We start from the raw sequence: 23,226 nt of genomic DNA on the forward strand, positions 1-23,226 counted from the left end.
GGCCAGGAGCCAGACTTCAAGCCACCGCCACGCGAGGCGTAGGCCCCTGCTCCCTTCTGACCTGCGCACCTTGTGGTGGGTGACCAGATGCTTGTCGCAGTTACCCCCTATGGCTCGAACCTGCGGCGCTGAGGGCCGGTGCTGACGTTGCTCATCCAACTCGATTGACCTGCGGAGACGTGGGGTGGAGACAGGCCGTGTGGCTGGCCCAGGCCTGTGCGCGCTCGCCTGTGCCCCGGTGCCTTAGGCAGCCCCAGTGGGAGTCGTATGACGTCTCTGACCTGGGGCTACGCAGGGTGTAGCGATGCGCCCCCGGCAGGGCGCTACGCAGAAGGATGGCGGTCCTCACCTGCGGAATTTCGTCGGCAGGCTGGTGATCAAGGGAAGTTTTGAGCTATCAGCGCAGGAGGAGACACGCTGATGGCTGGCGAGAGTCTGATACATGACAGCAGCGGTCCGAGTGCTTCCTTCGAGCGGGTGGTCACTCTTCGCGCGGTGACCTTGATCATGGCGGCGGTGGTGGGGCTGACGTTCTTGTTCGGCTTCGGCAATGTATGGACCTTGGCGCTGCGGTTGGGTGTGCTGCCGTGGGTGGCGCCCCTGGTGGTCCCGGCAGTGGATCTTTCTGTGCTGGGGCTGCTGCTGGGTACGCGGTATCTCGCCTTGCAGGGTGCGAGTCGGGAGCAGCTCCGGTCGGCGCGCCGGCTGTTGGTCTTCTCCAGCCTGATGACGTTGGCGTTGAACGTGACGGATCCGCTGCTGGCTGGTCAGAACGGCAAAGCCGCCTTCGATGCGGTTGGACCGTTGCTGCTGATTGGTTGGGCCGAGGTGGGGCCAGGGCTTCTACAGGCCATCAGTGTGGCTTCGTTGATTGCTTCGGGGTTCTGGCACAGATCTTGGGAAGCGGTCGCGCAGGGTTACTGAAGCAGGATCATCTTGCGGAGTAGTTCGAATCCGGCTCGTCCGTAGAGCTGCCTTTTGATCTTTTTGATGCGGTTCACGGCGCCTTCGGTGCCGCCGGAGCTCCAGTGCAGGGTGAGTCCGGCGGTCACGGCGTCGAGGTCGCGGAGCATATGAAGTGCGAAGTTGGTGAGGCCGGGCAGCTGGCTGGCGTCGACGGCGTTGATCCAGGCGGGGAGCGTGGGGCCGAGACGGTTGGTGAGGATCTCGCCGAAGTCGCGGACGTGTCCGGCGGCGGTGTCCAGTTCGGGGCAGCGGGCAAGGATGTCCTTCAGCGCGGCGCGCTCTTCTTCACTCAGGGCCGTGGGGTGGCGGGTGAGCCAGCCGGTGACCTGCCGCACCGTCGGCGGCGGAGGCGGCGCCTGTGGCGGGGCTGCGCGAAGGGTGGCGATGTAAGCACGGACCATCTGGTAGGCGACGGGGGCGTTCTCGGCGAGGAGTTCGTGGTGCAGACGGGTGACACTCGTGCATCCTGCGGCGAACCGCCGCTTCAGGTAGGACTTGTAGGGGTCCAACCTGCTTGGCCGGGGGCGGTTTTCGCGCAGGGTGTCCTGCCAGTGCCTGGCCCGTGCGTATCGGAGCACGGTGTTGAGGCCCCAGCCCAGGTGGCGGGCGATTGCCCGGCGCGAGTGGCCCTGGGCGAGCAGTTCGTGGACCTGGGCGTGTGCGGCCTTCTTGCGCTGAGCCCGTCGGCCTTCAGGTCCTGAGTCGTCCGGCGGCGTGTCGGAGTTCGTCGTCTTGGGCGGTGCCTGAGCCTGCAGGCACTTGCGGTGGGCGGCGACGCAGGTCTCCACGGCCCGGCCGAGGCCCTGCCACAAGTGGAACCGGTCGGCGATCTGGAGTGCGTCGGGGGCGCCGAGCCGGGCCCCTTCAGCGTAGGCGCCCGCACGGTCACGGCAGATGATCTCCACGCCCGGGTGGGTGGCCAGCCATGCGGCCAGCGGACCCGCTTCGCGTGTCGGGAGCACATCGATCACATGATGGGTTTCTCCGCAGGTCAAGACCGTGGAGTAGGCATGGCCCCGGCGGGTAGCGAAGTCATCCACGCCCAGCACGCGCGGCGTGCTGAACCGCGGATCCGGCAGCGCGATAACCCTGCGCAACAAGGTCATCCGCCCTGCGGTGAGGCCCCTCTGTGCAGCAAGCCGGGCGCCGGCTCGTCCGGCGAGCGCGAGTCCGATGCGTTCCAGGATGTGGTTGAGCCGAGTGGTGAAGCGCGCGTACGGGGCGGTCAGCTGAGCGAACGGCTCGGCGAACGTGCGGCGCGGGCAGTCCGCCGCGCCGCAGATGAAACGCCGGACCGTCAGCCGGATCACGACCCTCTGCCCACCGAGCGGGAGATCCTTCAACCTGCGCTGATAGGAGTCGTGTACCCGGTCCGAGAAGCGACCGCAGTCCGGACATGCCGCCCCGACCGCTCGGCCTCTGGCCACCACATCGACCGTGCCGAAGGCAGCGGTCACCGCCTCGACGTCCACGTCGTCAATTCCGTCGAACACGAGAGAGTCCCAGAACGATGTATCGGCCTGCATGACCAGCACCGTCACCGTCCACGGCCGGCCAAGACAGAGACAGTCAGAGATCTGACGGAGCGTCACCCCCCTTGTCTATCGGCGAACCGTACGCGGTCTCACGCGAACCCGCCCCAATCGAATCCCGCGCCCTCACGGACACAACGAGGGCGGTGCCCGGGCACTGGCACGAAGGGCCACGCTCCGCAGTTCGACACCCTGGCAGCGTTGCACTACACCATCGGCGACGAGCGATGCTGCACGCGGTCTCGGCCTCCGCCGCAGGACCACACATCGGGATCGCAATGTTCATCGGCTGCACTGAAACCGACAAGCCGTTCGCTTTACTAAAGTTGATCCACTACCAAGGTCACTTCGACCTTCGATCCCCTGCCTAGGACGGGAGCCACTCATGTCTGACAAGGAGATCCCGCGCATCCCCATGACCACCGAGGAGATCGAGGCGGCCAGCATCGGCGGAGCACCCAAGCTCATCGGCCAGGTCACTCTGTGGGAGTACGACCCGCGGTGGCCGCAGGTGTTCGAGCGCGAGACCGCGCGGATGCACGAGCGCCTCAGTCACATCGACCACCGGATCGAGCATGTCGGCTCCACCTCGGTACCGGACCTACCCGCCAAACCGGTCATCGACATGCTGCTGATCGTCCCCGACTCCGCCGACGAGGCAGCCTACGCGCCCGCTCTCGAAGGCATCGGCTTCGAGCTCGTCATCCGCGAGCCCGAGTGGTACGAGCACCGCGTCCTGCGCAAGCACAACCTCGCCCCCAGCGCAGACTCAGCCAACCTGCACGTCCTGTCGGAGGGCTGCCCGGAGGCCAGACGCATGCTGCTCTTCCGCGACCGACTGCGCACCCACAGCGGCGACCGTGAGCTGTACGCCGACACCAAGCGGTCCCTGTCCCGGCAAACATGGGAGTACATGCAGAACTATGCCGATGCCAAGACCGAAGTCGTCGAAGGAATCCTGAAGCGGGCGGTGACCGGCGACAGGTGACGCAGCCGGCGGCTGGCGCCTCGAGACGGCGGTCCCCGCTTCCTCACCGACGCCGCCATCGACTTCTGGGTAACGCTCCGCGACCGCTCCCCAAGATCTGTGCCAGAACCCACTACTGCTCGATAAAGCCATCAGTGGCGCCGGGCGCGAGACGGCACCTGAGTCTGAACGGGCGGAGGTCCAGGAATACCCCGTAGAACATGCTGTGCCGACAATTGAGCAGGAGAGGGCCAAGGCCGAGCGACCACACGTCCCGGACGAAGATGATCAGCAAAGTCAGCTCACGCCTGGCGGAGACGATCTTCTTGAGCGTGCGCTGACGGAAGATGCGTGGCATTGGGAGACGTATCAACGGCCAATCTCAGCTGAGACGCTACGGAAACGACTTGTCGGTGCGGCCAGATCCCGCATGCTGGTGGACGCTGTTCGTTCGACAAGGACCGATCATCTGGTGGTCCGAGCATCATCTGTCAGGGGCAGCCGTTCGATCGCTCAGTCTTGCCGCCAGGCCGACGGTGCAGGCGAGGAAGGCCTGGCAGATGAGTGATTCTGCACGATGCCACGCGAGGAGCTCTCCTTGGTGGGTGTACGGGACGAAGAGGGCCTCGCATCGGTGTGCTTCGCCGGTCACAGGGTCAGGAGGCGCAAGGCGTCTTTGTGTCTGCTGAGTGAGTGAACCTACTCCCAATACGTCGGGACTATGGCCCCTGACCGGAGCTGCTCCCGAAGGGGGTCCGGTCGCCGCGGAGGTTCCCACGGCGCCGGGTGTTCCGCCGGGCACGGCTCTCCAGCACCTGAGTCGTCCGACAGGGTGACGCCGGGATACGCCGGTTACCCCGTGGCCTGCCGTCACTCCACAAAGGGTTCCTCACCTCGCGCGCGTTATGGGGGGCGGAGCGGATACTCAAGTATGGCCGATCGACCTCCCGGCAAGGCACGGCGCGAGACGCCTCTTGAGCGTGCCGACCGCAACTTCGCCGAGTTGTTGCAGGAACTGCGTGTCACCCAGACCGGGGTGCAGATCCTCTTCGCGTTCCTGTTGACGCTGGCCTTCGCTCCGCGCTTTCCGACGCTGGACACCGTCCAGCGCGTCACGTACGTAACAACGCTCCTGCTCGCCATGCTGGCCGCGGCCATCTTCACAGCACCTGCCGCGCTGCACAGGGCGCTGTTCCAGCAGCACGCCAAGCCCGTCATCGTGCGCGTCTCCTCGCGCCTGGCCAAGATCGGGACGTGGGTCCTCATGCTGGCGTTCACCGGCTCGGTGCTACTGGTGGTGGACGTGTCGCTCGGCCGCGTGGCAGGGGTCGCGGCCGGTACGGGGACGCTGCTGGTGTGCGTGGGGTTGTGGCGGATCCTGCCTTGGGTGGTGCGGTGCGCGATGGTCGCACCGCGGAAGTATCGAGGGCGGACCTAGACAGAGGGAGCCCGGACTTCGGTTACGGACTTGGTGGCGCGACGCCGGTCCGATGGACCGAGGGGCACGCGGGTGAGGGCCACGACGTCAGCACGTCGAACCTCACATGTCCCACCGCCCTCGGCGCGTCCGCGCCGGGAAACGAGCTGCTGTTCCGCGTTCCGGCATGAGGAGCCTCGTTCAGTCAACGATTGGCTTCTGTTCGTGCGCGTGCGGGACGGTGATGACCGGGCAGCGCGCGTGGTGCAGCACTCCCTGGCTGACCGAGCCCAGCAGCATGCCGGTGAAGCCGCCGTGCCCGCGTGTGCCCACGAACAGGCCGAGGGCGTGTTCGGATGCCTTGGTGAGGATCTGTACTGGGTGTCCGCGCACGACCTCGTGGTGCAGTTCCACCTCCGGGTGAGCCGCGGTACGTCCGGCAACTGTCTCCGACAGCAGCCGACGGCACTCCCGGATGGCGGTGCCCTCGTCCAGGACCCCGAGCCGGGGAGGGTGCCACACGTACAGAACCCGCAGGACCGCGCCGCGCAGGGCGGCCTCCTCGAAGGCGAGGTCGACGGCGGCCGCGGAATGAGCGCTGCCATCCACTCCGACCACGAAATACGGCCGCTGCTGGGTGACGTGCTCCGACTCCGGTACGACCACCACGGGACAGGGGGCGTGGGCGATGAGCGGCAGGGTGACGGCGGCGGAGGTGAAGAGCTCCTGGAGGGCACTCAGATGCCAGGAACCGAGCACGACCTCCTTGGCGTGCTGAGCCTGCTCACGCAGCACCCACGCCGGATGCCCCTCCGCCAGCAGCCCGGACACCCGCACCCGGGGGTGACGCGACTCGACAAAGGCCACCGCGTCCCTCATCAGGCGATCCCCCGTCGCATGCAGCGCCTCGTTCCACTCCTCCCAGGACGGCCGCCCACCCGTCGGCCGGTAGCCCGGGGTCGGCAGGTTCTGCGCGAGGACCAGCAGCAGCGGCAGGCGGCGCCGGTCCGCCGCGTCGCTGGCCCAGGCAAGCGCCATGCGTCTGCCCGGATCAGGGTCGAGGCCGACCACGATCGGGGTACCTGTGGTGTGAGGCGGGCCGTTACTCGGAGGGGGGAGATCAGGCCCTAGTGGCCGTCGTAGCGGTGGCACAGGACGTTTCCCCGTCCGGTGGTGTCGTCGGCGAAGAACACGAACGGCAAGCCGGCGATGTTCAGCCGCCGCTTCGCCCCGGCCACGTTCATCCGAGGTGCGGGCAGGTCACTGACGGTGAGCGGTACGGCCACGGGGCCGACGAGGTGGGGGTGGGGGCGCACCTGGGCGAGGCGGTAGCCGGTCGGGCCGGACCGGTACAGCACGCTGTCCTCGCCGGTTCCGATGTCGGTGAACAGGTGGAAGCCGTAGTCCATCATCTCCATCTCGAAGGCCGCCTCGTCGGGTGACTCGCGGGCCAGGGAGAAGGACTTGTGCCGTACGACCTCGCGTTCCTCGGGCGGGCGGGGAAGTAGCCGGGGCGGTGGGCGGGCTCGCTGCCGTGCCGCCACTCGTGCGGGCCCGGCGCGGGTCCGCGGCCTCGACGGGCCTCCCAGTGCTCCTCCAGCCGCTCCAGCCGTGCGGCGAGCCGCTCCAGCCGTGCGGCGAGCCGCTCCAGCCGTGCGGCGAGCCGGTCCTGTAGTAGATCGACGGCCTCGGTGACGGTCGTGGCGGCGACGTGGGCCCGGGCAAGGCGTCCGTTGACGTCCAGGTTGGCCTGGGCGAGCGCCGGTCGTTCCATGGCGGGGTTCGCCATGTGGGTCAACTTCACGCGAGCGAAGAGGACCGGTTCCCCTGTCCGACCGGTGAGCGCCCGTACCTTCTCCTGCGCGTACTCGATGACGCCGGGCGGCATCTGCCCCTGGGTCTCCACCTGGATCTCAGGAGCCCGCTGTGATGCCGATCGCTTCATGGCAACCCTCCTCACTCCAGGAAATGTCACTTTCCACACTTATCGCCTATGGCTCCCCTCTGCATGGGCAGCGCGGAACCGGGCGGCAGGGCACCCACACGCGTACTCCTGGGCGCAGGTTTGACGACTTCGGGCGTCGCCCATCGGGTTGCTTCCCGGTGACGGCGACAGCCTCGCCTCGCGGCGCAGCAGGCATAGGGATCCCCTGGCGCGCACATGGCACACCACCTATGTGGTGCGCTGGGTCGGGAGCGGCTCGGGTGGTTTCCCCGGCGGCGTACGTCTCCGGCCGGCCCCGTGTTCTCCAGCGCATGGTGCCCGTGATGTTGCGCGGTGGTGCGGCTGCCAATCGATTCCGCCCGGCCTAGCATGGAAGCTGGGCAGGAAAAGAGAGGCCACCGAGCCCATCCCTTGATTGATGCGGATGCAAGACGCTACCGGGGTCCGGTGTGTCTAGCCGCCGCTTGTGAGCGGGCCGACCTTCTCAGTGGGCGCATACCGCCCCGCGTGGCGCATGAACGCGAGGACAGACTGGAAGGGAAAATCCATGCGCACCACACATCCACCGGGCTTCGAGCACGCCATCCACAGCGCCAACAACTGGCTGAAGGCGGTGTCGGAAGTTCTCGGAACCGAGGACCGCCACGTCGCCCACCGCATCCTGCGCGCCTGGCTGCACACGTTTCGTGACAGGCTCACTGTCGATGTGGCCGCCCACTTCGCCGCGCAGCTCCCCGAGCTGCTGCGGGGCGCCTACTACGACGGCTGGGACCCCAGCGTGGTACCGGTCAAGTACAACCGCGAAGGCTACGTGAACCGCTTCGTCCGGGAAGCCAAGGTCACCGCCGAGGACGTCCCCCGGATGGCCGCCGCGGTCACCACCGTCGTACATGGGCACGGCTCGCCCGGACATCTGGAGGCGGCACTGGAACAATTCCCGCACGACATCCGCGCTTTGCTCGTCCAGCCGACTGCCTGACCGGGCCGCCGTCCGGGCGAAGAGGCGGATGCTGCCGAAATCAGGGACCAAGGTTGCGGATCCAGCATGTAATGAACACGCTGTCGGCCAGGCGGGGCGACTTGGCGCCCACCGCGCGACACGCAGGCGGGAAGGAGGTGCGACGATGCCCGCCCAGCACAGCACCGTCAGTGAGGTGATGACACGAGATGTCGTTACCGTCCGACGGGAGACCCCCTTCAAGGAAATCACGTCCATCCTGTCAAGCCACGGCATCAGTGCCGTGCCCGTGGCCGACGAGCAAGGTGCGCCGGTGGGGCTGGTATCCGAAGCCGATCTGCTCCGCAAGCAAGCCGAACGGCCCGAACAGCACGGGGGGCGGGCAGCGACCCGCGGGTGGCCGCACGAGAAGGCCAAGGCACGCGCGGAGAACGCCGCTGGGCTGATGACCACCCCCGTGGCCACCGCTCACGCCGACTGGCCGGTCGCCCGGGCGGCCCGTGAGATGGACCACCATCACGTCAAGCGACTGGTCGTCGTGGACGAGACGGACCACATCATCGGCATCGTCAGCCGCCCGGACCTGCTGCGCGTCTTCCTACGCTCCGACGAGGAGATACGCCAGGAGATACGCGCCGAAGTACTGACGGCGATACTGCGGCTGGGCGAACAGGAGGTGCAGGTTCAGGTTCATGACGGCGTCGTCACTCTGCGCGGCGAGGTGGAGAACCGCAGCACCGCCCAGATCGCCGAACGGCTGGCCGGGGGCGTGGACGGGGTGGTCACCGTCAGACCGCTGATCGACTACGCCCTCGACGACAGGGCCGCCAAGGACTGACCACAGCCGCCACCACCCTGCTCGACCACCGCCGCTGGGCTGGAGTTCGTGGGCGAGTCGTGCGCCGCGCGCCGCTTCTTCGGACGGAGTTGCCTGGAGGCGGGATGGTCCCCCGAGCGGTGGGGCGGGTGAGATGGCTCGTCCCACCGCTGTGCATCCGTGGCGGATCAGGCTCAGGTGACCTCGATATGCCGTGGCTTGGCCGCCTGCGCCTTGGGCACGGTGACGGTCAGTACCCCGTCGGCCAGTGCTGCTGTGATCTCGTCGGCCTTGACGTCGACCGGCAGCAGAGCCCGGTACTCGAACCGTCCGGTACGCCGGGTGCCGTGCCGCAGGACGCCTTCGCGCTCACGTTCTTTGTACGTCCCGGAGACGCACATTTCCCGCTCGCCGATCTCGACGTCGATGTCCTCCCGCTTGATGCCGGGCAACTCCGCCTCGACCACGTAGGCATCATCCGTCTCGTGTAGATCGGCCAGGGGGGAGAAGGCCATGGCGGCGGGCGCGGTACTGGCGGCAGCCGCGAGGAAGCGGTTCATCCGCTCGAAGAGGTCGTCGTACTCGGCGGCGACGGGCTCCCCCCATCCCAGCGTGTGGAAGGGCCTTTCCAGGAGCTGGCCGGGTCGGCGGTGTACGGGCACAGTCATGGCACCTCACCTCGCGAAATGCTGGAAATCGGTCAACTCCCATGCTGCGCGCCTTCACGCCACACTGCGAATCGAGCACCGAACGCGGGGCAGCAGGGACGCTCGGTACACATGCGCGGCCTGGCTGACCCATGGATGACCGTGGTCCTCAGGTGGCCGGGGGACATCGGCGGGCCGGACACTGAGTGAGGGGGAGTCGGCGGAAGGCCGTGCGAAGGGAGGAATTCCCGTGTCCGAGACTTTCCACATCGTGAGTGATGTGATGACCCGGACGGTAGTCGCTGTCGGGCGTGACGCGTTGTTCAAGGAACTGGTGCAGACGCTGGGGCAGTGGCGTGTGAGCGCCATGCCGGTGCTGGAGGGTGAGGGGCGTGTCATCGGTGTCGTCTCCGAGGCGGATCTGCTGCCCAAGGAGGAGCTCCGGGACAGTGATCCGGACCGCTTCCAGCGGTTGCGGAGCCTCCCCGACCTGGTGAAGGCGGGGGCGGTGACAGCGGAGGAGCTGATGAGCTCCCCGGCGGTGACCGTCCACCCGGACGCCACGCTGGCCGAGGCGGCCCGGATCATGGCAGTGAGAGGAGTCAAACGGCTTCCCGTGGTCGACCATGAGGGCAAGTTGCTGGGAATCGTCAGCCGGGGCGATCTGCTGAAGGTCTTCCTCCGCTCGGACCAGGACATCGAGGAAGAGGTCCGTCGCACGGTGGTGTCCTACCTCTTCCCCGGAGACAGCGGTATCCACGTGCGGGTCGACGAGGGCGTCGTCACCCTCAGCGGTCGGCTCCGCGACACCGCGCGTATTCCTGTGGCCGCGCGCCTTGCCCGAGCCGTGGAGGGGGTCGTGGATGTGGAATGCCACTTCCGGGGCGTCGGACGGGACGAGGCGGTACGCGCGACCTGAGCGATTCCTCCAGGACGCGCGGGAGCTACGGTTCGATGACGCGTCGACCGGCCGCCTGGGGTCCGCGTGTCCGGAGGGCCGTACCCCAGCCGCAGCACCATCTGCACGTAGGCCATGCCCGACATAGGGTCGCGCGGCGGCCAGCGCAGGTTGTGCCATTCGAGGGTGTCACCCCCACACCGCATGGGGCCGGGCGCGGGGGGATGCACCGCTGCCCTTGATATCGCGCTCCGCGGCGCTCAGCAGTTGGTCACCCAGATCGTGCAGCGCCCGCCCGGCCGCCAGCTCGTCGCCGATCTCGGGCACGTCATCATCCTCGGGATTGCGTCGGGCAGTCCCGTGACCGGTTAGGGAGGTGTCCCTGGTATCGAGCACGACGCGTGCCTTCGTCGTTCCCTCGTCCTCGAAGAGGTAGAGGCGGACTTTCCATTCCACTGTGTGTGGCATCGTCTACTCCTCTCAGAAGATGATGGTCGGCCATGGCACCGTTCAGGGAGACCTTCCGGACCACTGTGGTTCCAGCCGGTCCCATTCGGCCCCCCACCGCGCGTATCTCCGGCGGTCCAGCACGTGGGCGAGGCCGGCGCGTGCATTGGTGATCATGGCGAAGACCGCGCCGGCGGTGACGCATCCGGTGATCCAGCCGGTCGCCGTCGCGTCCGCGGGCCGCACCGGCGCTTCGGTGACGGTCCCTTCGCGGTCCACCCAGATCCGCACGATGGTGCCATTCGGAGTGCCCCTGGCCGCACGGGCGAGGCCCGTGCGCTTCGGTCCGCCCCTATCCGCCCATCTGACCTGGGCCCACTGCCGGGCGGCACCTGTCCCCTCGCTGTCCGTGATCAGGCGCGCCGTGACCTGGTGCCGTTCCGCCGCCTGGACGCGAACCGTGTGCATCTCGGATCTGTACGCGGCGAGTCCGGCACTCAGCGAGGCAGTCGGCAGGCCGATCACCAGGACGAACAGCAGCAGTATGGAGAGCCGGAACTGTAGCCGGTCGCAGGGGCGCAGCAATTGATTGTCGACTCTCGACAGACGCGCATAAGCACGCAGGTCGAGTTGTCTCGCACCGGGGCGACCATGTGAGTTCATGTCCGGCCTCCGGAACCCGTTCGGCCGAGCTCCTGCTCCTCCACGGTCGGGCGCGGGCGAACCTGGATACAGGGCCGAAGGGCCCCATAGAGACGACCGAATAACCCTATTTATCAAAAAAATGGCATTCCATGATAGATGGGGTTTGGGGGTGTGTGAGGGTACTCGTCGGGCGGTACTCACACCGGAAGGACAGTGCATGGTCTGGGAGACGATCCGGAAGGACACCGCACCGTATGTCACGCCGAACCTCACCGACTACGACCGGGCCCGAGCCGAGTTCACCTGGTCGCGGGCGCGCTCTGCGCTGGCCGGACTCCCCGGCGGCGGCTTGAACATCGCCCACGAGGCGGTGGACCGGCACGTTCACTCCGGCGGTGGAGGGAAGTTCGCGCTGTGCTGTGTCGCCCGGGACGGTGCCGTCCATACTGTCAGCTACGCGGAACTGGCCCGGCGTACCGCCCGGTTCGCGAACGTCCTGCGCGCGTTGGGCGTCGGCCGGGGCGACCGCGTGTTCACGCTGCTCGGCCGTTGCCCCGAGCTGTATACGGCGGTGCTGGGCACACTGAAGAACACCAGCGTGCTCTGTCCGCTGTTCTCCGCCTTCGGCCCCGACCCGGTGGAACAGCGGCTGAGGCTCGGCGACGCGCGAGTCCTGGTGACCACCGCGGCGCTCTACCGGCGCAAGGTCGCGGAACGCCGCGCCTCGCTCCCGGGACTTGCCCATGTGGTCATCGTCGGCCCCGGCGGGGAGGACCTGCCCGGCACTGCCCGTTTCGACGAGCTGATGGACGAGGCTCCGGAGGAGTTCACGATCCCGCCGACCTCGCCGGAGGACATGGCACTGCTGCATTTCACCAGTGGCACCACCGGCACCCCCAAGGGCGCGGTGCACGTCCACGAGGCGGTGGTCGCCCACCACGCCACCGCCGCCTACGCGCTCGATCTGCACCCCGAGGATGTCTACTGGTGCACCGCCGACCCCGGGTGGGTCACCGGCATGTCGTACGGCATCATCGCCCCCCTCGTCCACGGCGCGACGGTCGTCGTCGACGAGGGAGACTACGACACCAGGCGCTGGTACCGGATCCTCCAGGAGCAGCGGGTGAGCGTCTGGTACACCGCGCCCACGGCGCTGCGCATGCTGATGCGGTCCACGCCCCGGCAGGGCTCCCACGCCCTGCCGGCCTCCTACGATCTGTCCCGTCTGCGGTTCATCGCCTCGGTCGGCGAGCCGCTGAACCCCGAGGCGGTGGTCTGGGGCCGGGATGTCCTGGGCCTCCCGGTCCACGACAACTGGTGGCAGACCGAAACCGGCTGCATCATGATCGCGAACTTCGCGGCCTGCGAGATCCGCCCCGGCTCGATGGGACGCCCGCTGCCGGGCGTCGAGGCGGCGGTCCTGACCTGTGGGGAGAACGGCCGGGCATTGGTGACGGACGGGCGGGTGAGGGTGGAGGACCGCCCGGGGGCCGAGGGAGAGCTGGCGCTGCGCCCTGGATGGCCATCCATGTTCCGCGGCTATCTGCACGACAAGGAGCGTTACGAGGCATCGTTCGCCGATGGCTGGTATCTCACGGGCGACCTGGTCAGCCGGGATGCGGACGGCTGGTTCTGGTTCGTGGGCCGCGCCGACGACGTGATCAAGTCCGCGGGCCATCTGATCGGGCCGTTCGAGGTGGAGAGCGCGCTCATGGAACATGACGCGGTCGCCGAGGCAGGAGTGATCGGCCGACCGGATCCCGTCGCCGGGAACCTCGTCAAGGCGTTCGTGTCGCTGCGCCCCGGCATCGAGCCCAGCCCGGCTCTCGAACGTGACCTGCTGGCCTTCGCACGCCGTCGCCTGGGCCCGGCGGTGGCGCCCCGCGAGCTCGCCTTCGACCAGAACCTGCCCAAGACCCGCAGCGGCAAGGTCATGCGCCGAGTGCTGCGGGCCCGGGAACTCGACTTGCCCACCGGCGACCTGTCCACTCTGGAGGGATCAGCATGAGCCCGGCCCGCGAGACCCGGACGCGCAAGACGTCCAAGACCACCGAGGCTCCGAAAACGGCGAAGACCCCCCGGGCATCGAAGAGCGTGCGCAAGAGCGGCAAAGGTGCTTCCGCCGATCGGCCCGGGGCCGCACACCGCCGCGACCTGTTGCACGCCATGCTGCGGATACGCCGTTTCGAGGAGCGGTGTGTCGAACTGTACAGCGCGGCGAAGATCCGGGGCTTCGTCCACCTCTATATCGGAGAGGAGGCCGTCGCCGTCGGCGTCAACGAGGCGCTGACCGCGGACGACGCGGTGGTCTCCACGTACCGTGAGCACGGCCACGCACTCGCCCGAGGCATTCCGGCCGAGGCCGTCATGGCCGAGATGTACGGCAGGACGACCGGGTGCAGCGGAGGCCGTGGCGGGTCCATGCACCTGTTCGACGCCAACCGCCGCTTCTACGGCGGGAACGCGATCGTCGCCGGCGGGATACCGCTGGCCGCCGGGCTCGCTCTGGCCGACCGTATGCGCGGACAGCCCCGCGTCACCTGCTGCTTCTTCGGCGACGGCGCCTTCGCGGAGGGCGAGTTCCATGAGACCGCGAACCTCGCCGCGCTGTGGCACCTGCCGCTGCTGCTGGTCTGTGAGAACAACCGCTACGCCATGGGCACGGCCCTGGAGCGCCATGAGGCACAGACCGACCTGGCCCTGCGCGCCGCCTCGTACGGCATGGTCTCCTGGGCCGTGGACGGCATGGACGCCGAGGCCGTCGAAACGGCGGCCCACCGGGCGGCCGGGGGAATCAGGGCAGGCGCCGGACCACACTTCCTGGAACTGCGTACCTACCGGTTCCGGGCGCACTCGATGTACGACCCGGACCGTTACCGCGACAAGGCCGAGATCGAGCGGTGGAAGGCGCAGGACCCCATCGAGCGGCTCACGGACCGGATGCGCGAGCGCGGGGAACTGGACGACAAGGAGCCGGCCGAGGCGGAACGCCGGATCGGTGACGAGGTGGACCAGGCGGTCGAGGCGGCCGAACAGGCGCCGGAGGAGTCGTCCGAGAGCCTCTTGCGCCATGTCACCAGCACACCGGCGGAGGTGAGCTGAGGCCATGGGACCCGGCCGGACGGATGAGCGGAAGACCACCTACCGGGAAGCGCTGCGCGAGGGCCTCCGCGAAGCCATGCGCTCCGACGACCGCGTGTTCCTGATGGGGGAGGACGTGGGACGGTACGGCGGCTGCTTCGGCGTCAGCCTCGGACTGCTGGAGGAGTTCGGTCCGGAGCGGGTCCGCGACACCCCGCTGTCGGAGTCCGCGTTCGTCGGCGCGGGCATCGGCGCGGCGCTGGCCGGGATGCGGCCGATCGTCGAGATCATGACGGTGAACTTCAGCCTGCTCGCCCTCGACCAGATCCTGAACAACGCCGCCACCCTGCTCCACATGTCGGGCGGTCAGCTGCCCGTTCCCCTGGTGATCCGCATGACCACGGGCGCCGGCCGCCAGCTCGCGGCGCAGCACTCGCACAGCCTCGAGGGCTGGTACGCCCACATTCCCGGCATCCGGGTGATCGCCCCGGCGACCCTCGAGGACGCTCGCCACATGCTGGCTCCCGCACTGGCCGACCCCGATCCGGTCCTGATCTTCGAGCATGGCGTTCTCTACAACGCCTCGGGCGAGCTCGGGCCACCTGCCGCGGCGGTGGACCTGGACCACGCGGCGGTCCGCAGATCCGGCACCGACATCTCCCTGATCACCTATGGCGGCTCGCTGCCCAAGGCGCTCATGGCGGCCGACGAGCTGGCCGTCGACGGCATCAGCGCCGAGGTCGTCGACCTGCGCACACTGCGGCCACTGGACGGCGGGACCATCGCCGCCTCGGTGGCCCGCACGCACCGCGCCGTCGTCGTCGACGAAGCCTGGCGGACCGGCAGTCTGGCCGCCGAGGTATCCGCACGGATCGCCGAGGGTTCGTTCTACGAACTGGACGCACCCGTCGAGCGAGTGTGCAGTGCCGAGTGCCCCATGCCCTACGCCCGGCGACTGGAGGAGGCCGCGCTGCCGCAGGTGACCGACATCGTGGCCGCGGCCCACCGGGCGGTGGACTGACCATGGCCGAGTTCACGATGCCGTCGCTGGGCGCCGACATGGACGAGGGAACGCTCCAGGAGTGGCTGGTGCGCCCCGGTGAGCGGGTCCGGCGGGGTGATCCGGTCGCGGTGGTCGAAACCGCGAAGTCCACGATCGAGGTCGAGTGCTTCGAGACCGGAACGGTGGGGGAGTTGCTGGTCGAGCCCGGAAGGACGGTGCCCGTGGGCACCCCGCTCGCGCTGATCGAAACGGAGCCGAGGGAACCGGAGAAGCCCAGGAGGAAGCCGCCGCGGGGGCGCAAGCCGAAGGCCACGCCGCCACCGGAGGCGATCCCGCCGCCTCTGCCCGAGCCGGCCCCCGCCGGTGTCCAGGAGTCCCCCGTCGCCCCTCCACCGGAGGAGCGCCCTCAGCACGAGGCCGTCCCCCTGGTCCGGCGGCTGGCGCGGGAGCGGGGTGTCGACCTGGAGACACTCCACGGTTCGGGCCTTCATGGGCGCATCTCTCGCTCCGATGTCAGGCGCGCTGCCGCCCGGCAGCCGCGAGCGCGGATCACCCCGCTCGCCCGAAGGCTGGCCGGGGAACTGGGGGTGGATCTCTCGACCGTGTCGGGGACCGGCAGATACGGCGCCGTCCGGGCCGATGACGTGCGCAAGGCGGCTGCCGGTCCCGCCACCGCTCTGGTGAGCGACCGCGCGGAACCGGCGCGTACGGCTGCGGAACCGGCGCGTACTGCTGACGACCGGGCCGCGGCTATGCGCCGGACGATCGCCAGTCTGATGGCGCGTTCCAAGCGGGACATCCCGCACTACTATCTGTCCACCACGGTGGACATGGCCGCCGCGATGGGCTGGCTGCGCGAGCACAACCGGCGCGGCCCGGTGGGCGAGCGGGTGCTCCCCGCGGCCCTGTTGCTGAAGGCCGCGGCCCTGGCGGTGCGGGAAGTGCCCGCGCTCAACGGTTTCTGGACCGAGGACCACTTCACCGAGGGCGACGGTGTGCACCTGGGCGTGGCGGTGTCCCTCCGCGGCGGCGGGCTCGTGGCCCCCGCGCTGCGCGACGCCGACACTCTTGCCCTCCCGCAGTTGATGGCCCGCCTGAAGGATCTGGTCACCCGGGCCCGTGAGGGGCGGCTGCGCGGGTCCGAGGTCTCCGACCCCACCATCACGGTCACCAACCTCGGGGATCAGGGAGTGGAGAGCGTTCTCGGCGTGATCTACCCGCCGCAAGTGGCCCTCATCGGGTTCGGGCGCGTTGTAGACCGTCCCTGTGCCGTCGACGGGCTGCTGGGTGTACGGCCGACGGTCACGGCCACCCTCTCCGCCGACCACCGGGCAACCGACGGCGCCATCGGGGCCCGCTGCCTGACCGCGGTCGACCGCCTCTTGCAACACCCGGAGGAGCTGTGAACCGCACCGAAGCAGTGGACGTGGTCAAGGAGTCCCTGGCGCAGGTCGTGCCGGGCGCCGACCTCGCCGCCCTGCGCCCGGACGATGCCTTCCGCGACGCCCTCGAGCTCGACTCGCTGGACTTCCTGAGCTTCGTCGAGACACTCAGCCGGCGCACGGGTGTCCGCATCGACGACGAGGACACTCCGCGGCTCACCACCCTGTCCGGCTGTGCCGAGTTCCTCGCCTCGCGCACGGAGTGAGGCCGATGGCGGCTGACGCGGGTTCGTCTCCACCGCGGCGGCCGGCGCGCGTGCCGACCGGCCGGGACCAGGCGGCGGTCATCCACCATCGCTCTCGCGGCCGTCGGACGAACCGGCCGCCCACCGGCGTCGCACGGCGTCCTCGTGCTCACTCTCCTCCAAGGCCAGTCCGACCTGGGCGAGCGACTCTTCCAGACGGGGGATCCAATGGCGCCGCAGCGCGCGTGCCCGCTGACGGGTGCGCGCCACCTCGGCCCCGACGATCCCGGCGGCCGCCCGCGCGACGGCGTACTCCGCGCCTGCCCGCAGCGCTTCCCGCCAGGCGGCCTCGGCGTGTATCAAGGCGGTGCTCCCGGGAGTGGCGGCGTCCGGGGAGCGGCCGGGGACCCGGCACGAGACGTGCGAGGGGTGGCGCACTCCCATCGTGGTCTCCTCGCGCCAGTCGATCTCCGGGGGGCCGACTCCGTCCGCCGCCGTTTCCAAGGCGTGCTCGCCCCCTTGGAGAAGCCCCCGCAGCAGCCAGGTCTCGGCTTCCCGGACCGTGTCGTGCCAGGCGTGCGCCCCGGCCTCCTCGGCTCGCAGCAGCTCCTCGTGCCGCGTTCGCAGGATGCGCAGCTTCTGATCGAGGAGGTCGGCTCCCCGCAAGGCGACGTCCAGGCTGTGCCGTAGCCGCAGACGGCCCGCGCGTGATGGCGGGGTGGCCGACGCGGCGCTCATGTTTCTGACGCCCGTCTCTCGCCGTCCGCCGTTTCTTCCTCCTCCGCGCCGTGCGCGTCGAGCAGGGCTGGGGGAAGCATGGCGAGCTGGCCGCGAGGGAGGGTGAGCAGCACCTGCCAGGCGGTGTCCAGTGTCCGGTCCAAGGAACGCGCCTCATCACGCGGCTGGTCCACGAAACGGTGCAGGAACGCCTCGTCGAAGGCGAGGTAGCGGTGGTCGGTCGGGCTCAGGGCCGCCTGCCCGACGAGGTCGGCCAACTCCCGGACCTGCCGTGCCCGGGAGAGGGCGGCCAGCATCTGGGCGGCCAGATCGAGGTGATCGGGCCGGGTCCGGCCGGGCCCGGCGCCCTTGCGCATCAGCCGGGACAGGGAGGAGAGGGCGTCAACAGGCGGATACACGCCCAGGGCATGCGTCTGGCGGGAGAGCACGATCTGGCCTTCGGTGATGTAGCCGGTCAGGTCGGGGACCGGATGGGTGATGTCTCCCGCCGGCATGGTGAGGACGGGCAGGACGGTGACCGATCCCTTCCGGCCGCGGATCCGCCCGCAGCGCTCGTAGAGCGAGGCCAGATCGCTGTAGAGGTAGCCGGGGTAGGCGCGGCGGGCCGGGACCTCGCCCCGGGCGGCGGAGACCTCCCGCAGCGCTTCGGCGTAGGCCGTCATGTCGGTCATCACCACGAGCACATGGCGGCCGCCGGTGAAGGCGAGGTCTTCGGCCACGGTCAGCGCGACCCGCGGGGTCAGGATCCGCTCGATCACGGGATCGTCGGCGGTGTTGAGCAGCAGTACGAGCTCCCCGGCGGCCGAGCGCTCTTCGAGGACGTCCCGGATGAAACGGGCGTCCGGGTGGGTCAGGCCCATGCCGGCGAAGACCACGCTGAACGGATCGCCGCCGACGGTGGACTGCGCGGCGATCTGGGCGGCCAGCTCCAGATGGGGCAGCCCGGCCACGGAGAACACCGGCAGTTTCTGCCCGCGCACCAGCGTCGTCAGGCCGTCGACGGCGCCGACTCCGGTGAGGACCGGATCCGACGGTGGCTCCCGCCGCACCGGATTGATCGGGGTGCCGCCCACCGCCGCGCCGCGCTCACCGAAGACCGGTGGACCGCCGTCGACGGGCTCGCCCCGGCCGTTGCACACCCGGCCCAGCCAGTCCGGTCCGACCGGAATCCGCAGCGGCTCCCCGGCGAAGGACACCCGCACACCCGCCGGATCCATGCCGGAGGTGTCCTCCAGCACCTGCACCACGGCGAGTTCACGGTCCACCTCCAGCACCAGGCCGTAGCGCAGCTCGCCCGAGTCGAGAGTGATCCGTACGAACTCGTCCCACCCCACTCCCGAGACCCCGTCCACGATGGCGAGCGGGCCGCGCAGCTCCCGCACGGCGGTGTACTCGACCTCACTCCAGCCAGTCACGGTCGCTCACGTCCCGACCCGCCACGGCACGGTGGGAGACACCTGGTCCACGGAGTTCCCCGAGGCGGGCGAGCATCGCCTCCCGCCGTGCCCTCACCCCTTCGGCGTCGTGCGGCCCCACCTCCTCCCCGGCCCGGAGCACCGGCCCGAAGTCCACCGTCTCGACGGTGGCCGCGGGCAGCCCCGAGGCCACCAGTTCCCGGCAGCGGCCGACGACCGCGAGCACGGCCTCGGCCAGCGCCGCGGCCTTGTCCGGCCCGCAGTACGCGTCGTGGGCGGACAGCGCGCTCTGCCGCAGCACTCCCTCGCGCACCAGCCGCCCGGCCAGAACACTGACCCGCTCCTGGTCGGGCAGGGCCGTGATGCCGATCAGGTCGACCAGGTCGGCCAGCCGGTCGGCCTCCGCGAGCACCGAGGCGATCCGATCACGCCGGGCGGACCAGGCGGGGTCGCCCGCCGCCGCGTGCCGGGCGGCGAGCGCCGCCGCGTCCCGGGAGAACGAGCCCGCCCAGGACACCGCCGGGTAGTGACGGGCGTAGGCCAGGTCGCGGTCCAGCGACCACAGGCAGCGCACGAAACGTTCGGTGTGCGCGGTGACCGGCTCGGTCAGGTCGCCGCCGGGCGGCGAGACCGCCCCGATCACGGTGACCGAGCCCCGGCCGCCCCCCAGTGTCGTCACGGCTCCCGCACGCTCGTAGAACGCGGCGATCGCCGATGCCAGGCCCGCCGGATAGCCCTCCTCGGCGGGCAGCGCCCCGGTACGGGAGGCGAACTCGCGCAGCGCCTCGGCCCACCGCGAGGTGGAATCGGCGATGACGACCACATCGAGGTCCATGTCGCGGAAGTACTCGGCGACCGTGGCTCCCGTGTAGATGCTCGCCTCACGGGCCATCATCGGCATGTTGGAGGTGTTGGCGATGGTCACCGTGCGGTCGGCCAGCCGTCCCCCGCCGCGCGGGTCCTCCAAGGCGGACAGCTCGGCGATGACATCCGCCATCTCATTGCCGCGTTCCCCGCAACCGACGTAGACGATCACATCGGCGTCGCACCATTTGGCGATCTGCTGCAACAGCATCGTCTTTCCGGTGCCGAAGCCGCCCGGGACGGCCACCGTGCCACCGCGCGCCACGGGGAAGAGCAGATCGATCACGCGCTGTCCGGTGGCGAGCGCCTCCCGCTCGCCACCGCGCTCGCGTACCGGGCGCGGACGTCGGACCGGCCACGTGGTGCCGATCCGTACCTCCGTTCCGCTCACGGCGGCCACCACCGCCTCCTGGCGGTATCTCCCCTCGGGAGCGACGCGCTCCACCACGCCACCGGCCCCCGGAGGCACCAGAACTCGCAGCGGGACCGGCCCGCCGTCCCGGATCTGCCCCAGCACGCCGCCCTCATGGACGCGATCCCCCTCGCTCACCGCCGGCACAAAGAGCCAGGCACGCTCCTCGGCCACACCCTGGGCCGCCCCCGGCGCAAGCCAGTCCCCGCTGCCGGACAGCGGCCGCAGCAGGCCGTCGAACACACCACCGAGCAGTCCGGGGCCGAGCGACGCGGACAGCGGGGCGCCCTGTGGCCGCGCCACGTCCCCCGGGGCCAGCCCGCCGGTGTACTCGTAGGACTGCACGGTCACCACACTGCCGCTGATCGCCACCACCTCGCCCGGGATCCCGGCCTCACCGAGGGATACCAGGTCGTACATCGCGGTGTCGCCCACGTACTCCATCTCGACCAGTGGCCCCGCGACCCGCAGGACGCGGCAGGAATCTCCCGGGGCGGCTCGGTGCACGAACCGCCCGGACGCCTCGGCGGATCCGCTCACGGCGACCACAGCGCCTCCACCTCCACCCCGAGCCGGTCCAGCGCGCGTGCGGTGAGACTGTCCAGAGTGCACTCGGCGCGCCGACCCGCAGCCCGGCCCACCACCCCTCCGTCCGGGGCCTCGGTGACCTCGGCATCAGGGCCCAGCAACCGCGACGCCCGCCGTCGCAGCCGATCCCGGGCGGCCGGATACCTCGCGGGGTCCTCCCGAAGTTCACGGCCACGCGTGAAGGCCCGGCGGCGCAGCTCTTCGTACGCCTCCCGCCGAACAGCCAGCGTCCGAACCCTGGCCGCCCGGCGGGCGCCCGCCCGTATGGTGCGGGCGGCGGCCGCGCCGTCCTGCTCGCCCTGCCGCGAAGCCTCCTCCAGAAGCGAGCGCGCCGTGGCCCTCGCCTCGCCGAGCAGTGCCGCGGCCTCCCGGTCCGCCCGATCGAGGAGCCCCCGCGCCTCGTCGCGGGCCGTGCGCAGCAAGGCGGCGCGCACCGGCGCGAGTGCGGTCACCGCCTGGTCGGAGGTCGGTTTCATGACGGCATCACCACGGTGAGCGGCCGGGTACCTTCCACGAGGACCTGGCCGAGCGCGTCCGCCGCGGCGGGAGTGAGGATGACCAGTGCGGTCCCGGGCGGCAGCGCTTGCCACGCCTCGCGGACCGCGTCCGGTTCCTCGGCGGCCACCACGGTGACCCCCGCCAGGACGAATCCGGCCATTCGTGTCCGCTCCCCGACGGCTACCACCCGCCCCATGATCAGGACTTTCCGATCAAGATGATCGCCACGACCAGGCCGTAGATGGCGATGCCCTCGGCCAGCCCGACGATCACCATCGCCCGGCCGAACAGCTCCGGACGCTCGCTGATCGCGGCCACGGCGGCGGCCCCGGTGTAGGCCACGGCGATCGCGGCGCCGATGGACGCCCCGGCCACCGAGATCGCGGCACCGATCAGCGCGGCCGAGCCGGAGCCCTGCGCCGCCGCCGCGGCCGGGGCGGCCGCCTGCGCGGGGCGGTGGTCGAGTGCCACCGTGAGCAGCGCCACCGCACCCGTGAACAGCAGGGAGTTGGTGGCGAGCACCCACCGCAGGGCGGTGTGCCCGGAACGCCGCAGCAGCCCCCGGCCGACCGCCAGGACCACGGCGACGACGGGCAGAACGATGAGCCAGACGATCATGTGGTCTCCTTGCCCGGCGTATCCCCTCGCGGCGGAGCGGCCTCGGGTCCGTTACCGTCCAGTACGGGCAGCCGCCAGGGACGGAACGAGCGGCCTTGTGCCTCGAAAACCCGCGAGAACAGCTCGTAGAACTCCAGCCGCAGCGCCTGTACCCCGGCGACCAGCGCTTCGAGGGCGAAGGCGAGCGCGTTGCCGACGGCGAAGAACACCACGGCCGCGGGCAGTGCCGCCGCGCCCAGGCCCGCCAGCGCCCTGGTGCCCTGCCACACGATCGCGCCGAGCGCCGCGTGCGTGAGTCCGAACGCCGCCAGCCGGGCGAAGGAGACGACGTTCGACCCGATGCGCAACACCCCGTCGAAAAGCTGGATCCCGACTTGGACCACCCCTCCCGGACCGCCGCCGGTCACGGCGAACAGACCGTTGCCCGCCAGGACGAGACCCGCGCCCGCGACCGCCACGCCTGTGAAGGCCAATTCCGGGCGGTGCAGCCAGGCCGCGCCGCCCACGACGAGGAGCCCGAGGTAGAGCGCCGCCCCGGCGATACCGGAGAGCGCGTACAGGGCCCCTGCCGGCCCGCCCTCCCGCCAGCGGTTGACGATGCCCACCCCGTAAGCCAGGGCGAGCAGCACGACGCCGAGCCCGACGGCGGCGATGAGCAGCCGCATCGGCTCCTCCAGCGGATTCAGCCAGAGCACCGGCAGCACACCGGTGGGCCCGAAGAACTCCCCGTACGCCACACCGGCCAGGGCACTGGTCAGCCCGGCCCCGGCGATGAACGGCCACAGCGGACGCAAGCCGCGGGCCCGGCAGGGGTGGCCGAAGCGCAGCAGGAGCCCGGCGAGAAGCAACAGCGCCCCGTGCCCGGCGTCCCCGAACATGACCCCGAACATCACCACATAGACGACGCCCGCGGGCATCGTCGGGTCGAGATCCGCGTAGGGCACCGTGCCGTAGGTGCGCACCAGTGGTGCGAACGAGCGCCGTACCGCCCCGGTACCGCGCAGCAGCGTCGGCGGATCGGTTCCGCGCGGGGCGCGCAGGGGCACCAGCGCGGCGCCCGCCCCGGCCAGGCGTTCAGCGGTCGCCGGGACGTCCGCGGCGGGACACCATCCGGCGAGTGCCGCGACGGCGCCGTGCGGCACC

Annotated in this window: 25 protein-coding genes; 11 read left to right on the plus strand and 14 right to left on the minus strand. The window is 70.1% G+C overall.

The window, feature by feature from the left end:
* Positions 1 to 420: 420 nt before the first annotated feature.
* A complete protein-coding gene (locus KN815_RS17295; protein ID WP_216342821.1) occupies positions 421 to 924 on the plus strand; it encodes a hypothetical protein in 504 nt (167 codons plus the stop codon).
* On the opposite strand, the gene KN815_RS17300 is transcribed toward KN815_RS17295, so the two are convergent.
* Positions 918 to 2,492, minus strand: a complete 1,575-nt coding sequence (locus KN815_RS17300) for an ISL3 family transposase (RefSeq protein WP_253209039.1) — start codon at positions 2,490 to 2,492, stop codon at positions 918 to 920. The two genes, KN815_RS17295 and KN815_RS17300, sit on opposite strands and share 7 nt — an antisense overlap.
* Positions 2,493 to 2,883: 391 nt before the next feature.
* On the opposite strand from KN815_RS17300, the gene KN815_RS17305 reads away from it, so the two are divergent.
* Complete coding sequence (locus KN815_RS17305) at positions 2,884 to 3,486, plus strand: GrpB family protein (protein WP_216342823.1); 603 nt, start codon at positions 2,884 to 2,886, stop codon at positions 3,484 to 3,486.
* A gap of 910 nt (positions 3,487 to 4,396) precedes the next feature.
* Positions 4,397 to 4,903 carry a DUF6328 family protein gene (locus tag KN815_RS17310; RefSeq protein ID WP_216342824.1) on the plus strand — a complete coding sequence of 169 codons (507 nt, stop codon included), beginning with the start codon at positions 4,397 to 4,399 and terminating at the stop codon, positions 4,901 to 4,903.
* 180 nt (positions 4,904 to 5,083) lie between these two features.
* Here KN815_RS17310 and KN815_RS17315 read toward each other — a convergent pair whose 3' ends face one another.
* The 3 genes from KN815_RS17315 to KN815_RS50440 are packed head-to-tail and all read right to left on the minus strand — an operon-like array spanning position 5,084 to position 6,827.
* The gene (locus KN815_RS17315) at positions 5,084 to 5,953 is read right to left on the minus strand and encodes a universal stress protein (protein WP_216342825.1); all 870 of its coding nucleotides are present in this window, start codon (positions 5,951 to 5,953) and stop codon (positions 5,084 to 5,086) included.
* 56 nt (positions 5,954 to 6,009) lie between these two features.
* Positions 6,010 to 6,336, minus strand: a complete 327-nt coding sequence (locus tag KN815_RS17320; protein ID WP_253209045.1) for a sigma 54 modulation/S30EA ribosomal C-terminal domain-containing protein — start codon at positions 6,334 to 6,336, stop codon at positions 6,010 to 6,012.
* Complete coding sequence (locus tag KN815_RS50440) at positions 6,291 to 6,827, minus strand: HPF/RaiA family ribosome-associated protein (protein ID WP_253209046.1); 537 nt, start codon at positions 6,825 to 6,827, stop codon at positions 6,291 to 6,293. Before KN815_RS50440 ends, KN815_RS17320 begins: the two co-directional genes overlap by 46 nt.
* A gap of 547 nt (positions 6,828 to 7,374) precedes the next feature.
* Between KN815_RS50440 and KN815_RS17325 the strand changes: the two genes are divergently transcribed.
* Both KN815_RS17325 and KN815_RS17330 read left to right on the plus strand, forming a co-directional pair.
* The gene (locus KN815_RS17325; protein ID WP_216342827.1) at positions 7,375 to 7,806 is read left to right on the plus strand and encodes a DUF2267 domain-containing protein; all 432 of its coding nucleotides are present in this window, start codon (positions 7,375 to 7,377) and stop codon (positions 7,804 to 7,806) included.
* Positions 7,807 to 7,984: 178 nt separating this feature from the next.
* Positions 7,985 to 8,623, plus strand: a complete 639-nt coding sequence (locus tag KN815_RS17330; protein WP_308403657.1) for a CBS domain-containing protein — start codon at positions 7,985 to 7,987, stop codon at positions 8,621 to 8,623.
* Between the two features lie 173 nt (positions 8,624 to 8,796).
* Here KN815_RS17330 and KN815_RS17335 read toward each other — a convergent pair whose 3' ends face one another.
* Positions 8,797 to 9,270, minus strand: a complete 474-nt coding sequence (locus KN815_RS17335; protein WP_216342829.1) for an Hsp20/alpha crystallin family protein — start codon at positions 9,268 to 9,270, stop codon at positions 8,797 to 8,799.
* Positions 9,271 to 9,499: 229 nt separating this feature from the next.
* On the opposite strand from KN815_RS17335, the gene KN815_RS17340 reads away from it, so the two are divergent.
* Positions 9,500 to 10,168: a CBS domain-containing protein gene (locus KN815_RS17340; RefSeq protein WP_216342830.1), complete on the plus strand. Its 669-nt coding sequence runs from the start codon at positions 9,500 to 9,502 to the stop codon at positions 10,166 to 10,168.
* Between the two features lie 168 nt (positions 10,169 to 10,336).
* Here KN815_RS17340 and KN815_RS17345 read toward each other — a convergent pair whose 3' ends face one another.
* Complete coding sequence (locus tag KN815_RS17345; RefSeq protein WP_216342831.1) at positions 10,337 to 10,615, minus strand: DUF1876 domain-containing protein; 279 nt, start codon at positions 10,613 to 10,615, stop codon at positions 10,337 to 10,339.
* A gap of 42 nt (positions 10,616 to 10,657) precedes the next feature.
* A complete protein-coding gene (locus KN815_RS17350; RefSeq protein ID WP_253209041.1) occupies positions 10,658 to 11,257 on the minus strand; it encodes an Rv1733c family protein in 600 nt (199 codons plus the stop codon).
* Positions 11,258 to 11,456: 199 nt separating this feature from the next.
* On the opposite strand from KN815_RS17350, the gene acsA reads away from it, so the two are divergent.
* The 5 genes from acsA to KN815_RS17375 are packed head-to-tail and all read left to right on the plus strand — an operon-like array spanning position 11,457 to position 16,971.
* Positions 11,457 to 13,247 (plus strand): acetate--CoA ligase, encoded by a 1,791-nt coding sequence (gene acsA, locus KN815_RS17355; RefSeq protein ID WP_216342832.1) that lies wholly within the window; start codon positions 11,457 to 11,459, stop codon positions 13,245 to 13,247.
* Positions 13,244 to 14,341: a pyruvate dehydrogenase (acetyl-transferring) E1 component subunit alpha gene (gene pdhA / locus KN815_RS17360; protein WP_216342833.1), complete on the plus strand. Its 1,098-nt coding sequence runs from the start codon at positions 13,244 to 13,246 to the stop codon at positions 14,339 to 14,341. The genes acsA and pdhA overlap by 4 nt, the downstream gene beginning before the upstream one ends.
* Positions 14,342 to 14,345: 4 nt before the next feature.
* A complete protein-coding gene (locus tag KN815_RS17365; protein ID WP_216342834.1) occupies positions 14,346 to 15,341 on the plus strand; it encodes an alpha-ketoacid dehydrogenase subunit beta in 996 nt (331 codons plus the stop codon).
* Between the two features lie 2 nt (positions 15,342 to 15,343).
* Positions 15,344 to 16,729, plus strand: coding sequence for a dihydrolipoamide acetyltransferase family protein (locus KN815_RS17370; protein ID WP_216342835.1), 1,386 nt, complete (start codon positions 15,344 to 15,346; stop codon positions 16,727 to 16,729).
* A complete protein-coding gene (locus KN815_RS17375) occupies positions 16,726 to 16,971 on the plus strand; it encodes an acyl carrier protein (RefSeq protein WP_216342836.1) in 246 nt (81 codons plus the stop codon). Before KN815_RS17370 ends, KN815_RS17375 begins: the two co-directional genes overlap by 4 nt.
* Before the next feature lie 78 nt (positions 16,972 to 17,049).
* Here the strand turns inward: KN815_RS17375 and KN815_RS17380 are convergent, their stop codons facing one another.
* From KN815_RS17380 to KN815_RS17410, 7 genes are all read right to left on the minus strand, one after another.
* A complete protein-coding gene (locus tag KN815_RS17380; RefSeq protein WP_216342837.1) occupies positions 17,050 to 17,688 on the minus strand; it encodes a V-type ATP synthase subunit D in 639 nt (212 codons plus the stop codon).
* Complete coding sequence (locus KN815_RS17385) at positions 17,685 to 19,103, minus strand: V-type ATP synthase subunit B (protein ID WP_216342838.1); 1,419 nt, start codon at positions 19,101 to 19,103, stop codon at positions 17,685 to 17,687. The genes KN815_RS17380 and KN815_RS17385 overlap by 4 nt, the downstream gene beginning before the upstream one ends.
* The gene (locus KN815_RS17390; protein ID WP_253209042.1) at positions 19,087 to 20,919 is read right to left on the minus strand and encodes a V-type ATP synthase subunit A; all 1,833 of its coding nucleotides are present in this window, start codon (positions 20,917 to 20,919) and stop codon (positions 19,087 to 19,089) included. The genes KN815_RS17385 and KN815_RS17390 overlap by 17 nt, the downstream gene beginning before the upstream one ends.
* Positions 20,916 to 21,443, minus strand: a complete 528-nt coding sequence (locus tag KN815_RS17395) for a hypothetical protein (protein ID WP_216342845.1) — start codon at positions 21,441 to 21,443, stop codon at positions 20,916 to 20,918. The genes KN815_RS17390 and KN815_RS17395 overlap by 4 nt, the downstream gene beginning before the upstream one ends.
* Complete coding sequence (locus tag KN815_RS17400; protein WP_253209043.1) at positions 21,440 to 21,625, minus strand: V-type proton ATPase subunit F family protein; 186 nt, start codon at positions 21,623 to 21,625, stop codon at positions 21,440 to 21,442. The genes KN815_RS17395 and KN815_RS17400 overlap by 4 nt, the downstream gene beginning before the upstream one ends.
* 38 nt (positions 21,626 to 21,663) lie before the next feature.
* Positions 21,664 to 22,083, minus strand: coding sequence for an ATP synthase subunit C (locus KN815_RS17405; RefSeq protein ID WP_216342840.1), 420 nt, complete (start codon positions 22,081 to 22,083; stop codon positions 21,664 to 21,666).
* A partial coding sequence (locus KN815_RS17410; RefSeq protein ID WP_216342841.1) for a V-type ATPase 116kDa subunit family protein occupies positions 22,080 to 23,226 on the minus strand: 1,147 nt, incomplete at its 5' end. The genes KN815_RS17410 and KN815_RS17405, both read right to left, overlap by 4 nt.

It is taken from the genome of Streptomyces niphimycinicus (assembly GCF_018883605.1).
Classification (GTDB): Bacteria; Actinomycetota; Actinomycetes; order Streptomycetales; family Streptomycetaceae; genus Streptomyces; species Streptomyces niphimycinicus.